Origin of the sequence: Oscillibacter sp. CU971, from assembly GCF_905219725.1 — a bacterium.
In the GTDB taxonomy this organism is placed as follows: domain Bacteria; phylum Bacillota; class Clostridia; order Oscillospirales; family Oscillospiraceae; genus Oscillibacter.
On sequence record NZ_CAJMXG010000231.1, the window covers coordinates 1 to 4503 of the forward strand.

Consider the following 4503-nt stretch of genomic DNA (forward strand, 5'->3'; position numbering starts at 1 on the left):
CCCCTAACTTTGCTGGGATTAGTTGTGGCTATGGCAATTCTTATAATCGTTTCTGTTCTCATGCTTCATATGCTTCTACAGGAAATAACAAAGTTGATTCAGATAGAATTGGAAAAGATTATTTATATTCTTGTGGATGTGAATCAGGTGGCCATTTTTTTATTTCTCATGTAAATTCTACAATGGCCTCTAATTGTACATTTTTTTGTTACTATTTTCTTGGTAACGTTCCACTTTCTGGTATGTATACATTGCTTTCGGGTCCTGGTGGTACGGTTTCATTTGGGCTTAATGGCGGAAGTTTTCGTAAGATTTCGGCGGATTTTATAGAAGAAAAGTCTGTTTTTTACGCTGAGTCTGCTCCTGTACGATATACTTTCAAAATACCTATGGGCGGTTCGGTGAGTTTTTCTGTCTTATCAGCAGACTGTAACCTCCCTGTTTATAAAATAATCCCCGCCGCTTCCCTTTCCGCCGACACTTACAACACCACCACCCGCCCAACCTCCATCACTGGCGGAGCTCTCGGAATTGCCGACGTTGACGCCAACGGCCAACTGACAGGCTCATACACTAAAGTAGAAGATAATTCCACCATCATCAACGAGACAAACAATACCTTCTACAATCCGGCAACAGGCCAAACTGTCCCCATTGTAAATTGGAACTACGACTACTCGGACCGCAGTTATAAAGTAACCCTGGAATCCGGCGATACGGCTACTATTACATACGGAGACGAAAATATCACCATCTCCCAAATTACCACCACCGAAGGGGACACCATCACAAACAATTATACCATCTTCCGTTACCCCGCCCTGCGACCACGATTGGCAAGCGTCAGACGGTACGCTCCCCACCTGTACCCGCCCCGGCTCCGCCTCCTACGTCTGCTCCAAGTGTCAGCAGACGAAAAACGAGGCTATTCCTGCCTTAGGCCACAACTGGCAGGTGAAGCAAACCGTCACCACGCAGTACGACGACACGGGACAGCTCGTCCAGCAGGGCTATACCATCTTTGAATGCTCCACTTGTCATGAACAGTACAAATCCCCCGACGGCGCCATTCCCCCCGGCGGCGGCTCCGGCACGGACCCCGACGGCGAAGAGGAAGACGAAGGCTTCCTAAGCTGGCTCTTAGGCAAGCTCGGCGAACTGCTGGGTACCATTGGTGACGGCATCCTGAATCTTTTGCAAACTGCCCTTGATAAGATTTTTGGTGGCCTGATTGACCTGGTCAACAGCCTCTTCGAGAACCTNGCGAAGCTGGTGGACCTCTTCGGCACCGTAGGCGAGGCGTTCCAAGTCCTCTGGACTTGGCTTCCCCCGGAAGTTACCGCAATCCTCGTCGTCGGCGTTTCCATTTTTGTCGAGGAGTGCAAATAGATGGCTCTGCTCATTCTTGCCGCCCTGGTTTATCTCCCGTTCTTCCTGCTCTCGTTCCTCTGCCCAAAGCATCCCCATGTCCTCAATGTCTATTTTGGCGTTCCCGACTCCGGCAAAACCACCTTCGCCGCCTATCTCACGAAATGGGCCCTCCATGAAAATGTCCTTATTCGCTTCTGCCGGAAGCATCCGAACCGCCTGACGGCCCTGCTCCTGGACAGCCGGTATCTGAAACGGCGGATAGACGTTTTCTCAAACGTCCCCATTACCGGAGCCTACCAGCTGAACGCTAAAGAGGATATTGGACACTTCATGATAGAGGACGCAAAAATTATCATAGACGAAGCGGGGATAGAGTACAATAACCGGAACTATAAGACCTTCTCCCAGGAGGCGATTTATTTTTACAAGTACCATCGGCATTACAAAACGTCGGTGGATATTTTCTCCCAAAGCTATGAGGATATGGACGTCACCCTGCGGCGGCTGGCGCAGAACTTTTACGTGGTCCGCCGCTCCCTGGTCCCGTTCTGCGTGGTAGCCCGGAGGATACGGCGCAAGGTTGGGGTTGATGAACACACGAAGCAGATCATGGACCTTTACGCCATGGGGCTGCCCATCATCGACACAAGGCGTATTTTCGCCCCGTCCCTCTGGAAGCTGTTCAACAGCTATTCCCGCAAGGAGCTTCCCCAAAAGAACTGGCCCGTCTGGTGATTGTAACACAACTGCTTTCCAGGCCTTCGCCGCCGGCAGCTCCCATTGTGTTACAGCCGCCCCGCCTCCGCTGGCGTCAGCCAGCCCAGGACCTTCCTGGGATAGTTGTTCATCCAGTCCACGGCCTCCTGTATCTGCCGCTGGGAAACCTTCGTGAAATCCGTCCCTTTGGGAAAGAACCNGCGNAGAAGACGGTTATGGTTTTCATTGGTCCCCTTCTCCCAGGCGGAGTAGGAATGACAGTAATAAACCTCAAACCGCTTCCCGCCGTAGATAGACTGGGTGAGTAAATCGTACTCCAGGAACTCCGGCCCGTTGTCCGTGGTGATGCTCCGGAAGGTCTCCCGGAATTTCCGCTTTCCCAGTTTCCGCTCCAGCCGGTCAAAGACGGCCCGAACCGACGCCGCCCGTTTATCCGGCAAAAGAAACGCCATTTCCTCCCGCCCCTTCCGGTCCGTGATGGTGAGCGTAGCCGCCTTGGTATTGGCGCATCCCACTACGAGGTCTATTTCCTTGTGGCCCAGCTCTTCCCGCCGGTTCGTCGCCTCCGGCCTGTTCACAATAGACGGTAAAGCCGGGTGAACGGTCCGCCGTTCTGGCCGCTCCGCTTTTTGCCGGGGCCGTCCCTTTTCAATGAGGTCCTTGTTGGTGATATGGAGAAAAACCCGCTNGTCTATGTAGCTGTAAAGGGTAGAGGGACAGACGGAGGTGGTGAAGCCCTCCGCTCTGGCCGNCGCCAGCGCCGCCGAAGGAGAAAACCGCTTCCGCCGGTCCTGCTTCCCGTTCGGCTGGATGCCCAGCATTTTCTTTTCCAGGTAGTCGGCAAGGGCGTGGTCGTTTCCAATTTTCAAGGGCCGTCCCTTGGCGGTCTGGTTGTATTCGTGAATCTGCTGGGCCTTGTCCGCCGAGTAGCGCACCTCGTCCCAATAGTCACAGCGATGCATATAGAGTCCCCGCTTAATCTCGTTGTAGATTGTCTGGCGGCAGAACCCCAGCTTCCGGGCGATTTCCGTTACTCCTGCCCCTGTCATATACATACCTTCTAGCAGGAAACGCTCGTCTCTGGTCATGTAATGCTGTGTCCCTCGTCCCATGCTTTCCTCCCTCCGACAGTCCGCCGCCCACGGCCCCCAGGCCGTGGGCGGTCTCCATTGTAACACACCGGCGCAAGCTGCAGCTTAGTGACGTCAACGAAACTGTGTTACAGCCCCTTCGAGGAGATGCGGGAGGCCCTTGGCCGGTTCGCATGAAAAACTCCCCCGGGCCCCCTGGCCCAGCTTCCAGCCGTGGGCCCAGTCCGTCAGCCCTCCAGCCTCCCAGCCGTGGCTCCTGATTACCATTCCTTGTATACCGGGCCCCCTGGCCCTAGCCCCGATAATAGCCGCACTGTAACACAAAAGCATGAGCTGCGCCCGGAGGCCCGGCGTCAAATCGTGTTACGAATTCGTCAGTCCTTTTTCGCTACTTCGATGATTGCCTCTCCCCTCTGGATGACGGCATCGAGGCCCCGACGGAGCATCTTGATGTCCCTTTCCATAAGCATGAGATTTTCGGCGGCGTTGTGCAGGTCATAGAGTCGTTTCCGCTCTGCGTCAATGCGCTCCTGTATGTTCTTTAGCTCCGCCTCCTTCTGCGGAAGCTCCCAAACGCACCGGGTGACAAGATTTTCAAATTTCTCCGTAAAGGTATTCCCGGCCTGCCGGTCAATAAGCTCCGCCAGCTCGTCAGAAAAGCGGATGCTCCGAATATTCGGTTTCGTCGCCATGTTTTACACTCCCTTCCTTCTTAAAAACCGATCCACGACGTCCAGATAGTTCTTGATGCCCATGTCCCCGTCCATCGTCATGGCGAAGCTGAACAGCTCTTCCGGCGTAATCTCCTTGCCCATTGCCCTCCACCGTTCTGTAAGCCTGTTAAGACGGTTGACCATTCTCTCATCCAATTCATAAGTGACCGTGAATTTTTCCCGCTCCATGTTGTGCTCCTCTCTCCGGGCAACCACCCGGCTCCAAAATAAAAACGTGTCGGCCTGCCGAAATCGGCCTCGGCGATTTCGGTTGCCCACCGTGGGCACAATCACTGTTGGTTGTCAAGGGTTGGAGCGGAGCGGAAAGCAAAAAATTTTCCAGGCTCTTCGGAACCTGGAAAAATTTTTGCGGCCCTTGACGGCCAATTGTTATTGTGCGACCGCCCCGGCCCATGGCCGGGGCTCCTCATTCTCTCGTCCCCGCCGTGCGGTCTGTAACACATTCTCCAGCCCGCAGCAGCTCCGTCAGGACGATTCTTGTGTTACGCTCGTATTCATACCCCTAGGGGGTATGTCAGCCTGTCGAAAAGAGGCCTGTCTGTCTTCATTACCAGACAGGCCACAAAGTTAATGAGGGATAAAATGTAGGA

Annotated in this window: 5 protein-coding genes; 2 read left to right on the forward strand and 3 right to left on the reverse strand. The window is 54.0% G+C overall.

The annotated features are described in order from the left end of the window. Positions 1-1025 (forward strand): hypothetical protein (locus JX325_RS13040; RefSeq protein WP_204791538.1); only part of this gene is annotated, 1025 nt, incomplete at its 5' end. Positions 1026-1389: 364 nt separating this feature from the next. Beyond that, positions 1390-2106 carry a zonular occludens toxin domain-containing protein gene (locus JX325_RS13045; protein ID WP_204791539.1) on the forward strand — a complete coding sequence of 239 codons (717 nt, stop codon included), beginning with the start codon at positions 1390-1392 and terminating at the stop codon, positions 2104-2106. Positions 2107-2156: 50 nt separating this feature from the next. Here the strand turns inward: JX325_RS13045 and JX325_RS13050 are convergent, their stop codons facing one another. The 3 genes from JX325_RS13050 to JX325_RS13060 all read right to left on the reverse strand — a co-directional run bounded on the left by JX325_RS13050 (position 2157) and on the right by JX325_RS13060 (position 4081). Then, entirely contained in the window at positions 2157-3200 is a 1044-nt protein-coding gene (locus JX325_RS13050) for an IS30 family transposase (RefSeq protein WP_307819278.1), read from the reverse strand. Between the two features lie 353 nt (positions 3201-3553). Then, positions 3554-3871 (reverse strand): hypothetical protein, encoded by a 318-nt coding sequence (locus JX325_RS13055; RefSeq protein WP_204791541.1) that lies wholly within the window; start codon positions 3869-3871, stop codon positions 3554-3556. 3 nt (positions 3872-3874) lie between these two features. Further along, positions 3875-4081 (reverse strand): hypothetical protein, encoded by a 207-nt coding sequence (locus JX325_RS13060; RefSeq protein WP_204791542.1) that lies wholly within the window; start codon positions 4079-4081, stop codon positions 3875-3877. Between the last annotated feature and the right edge of the window lie 422 nt (positions 4082-4503).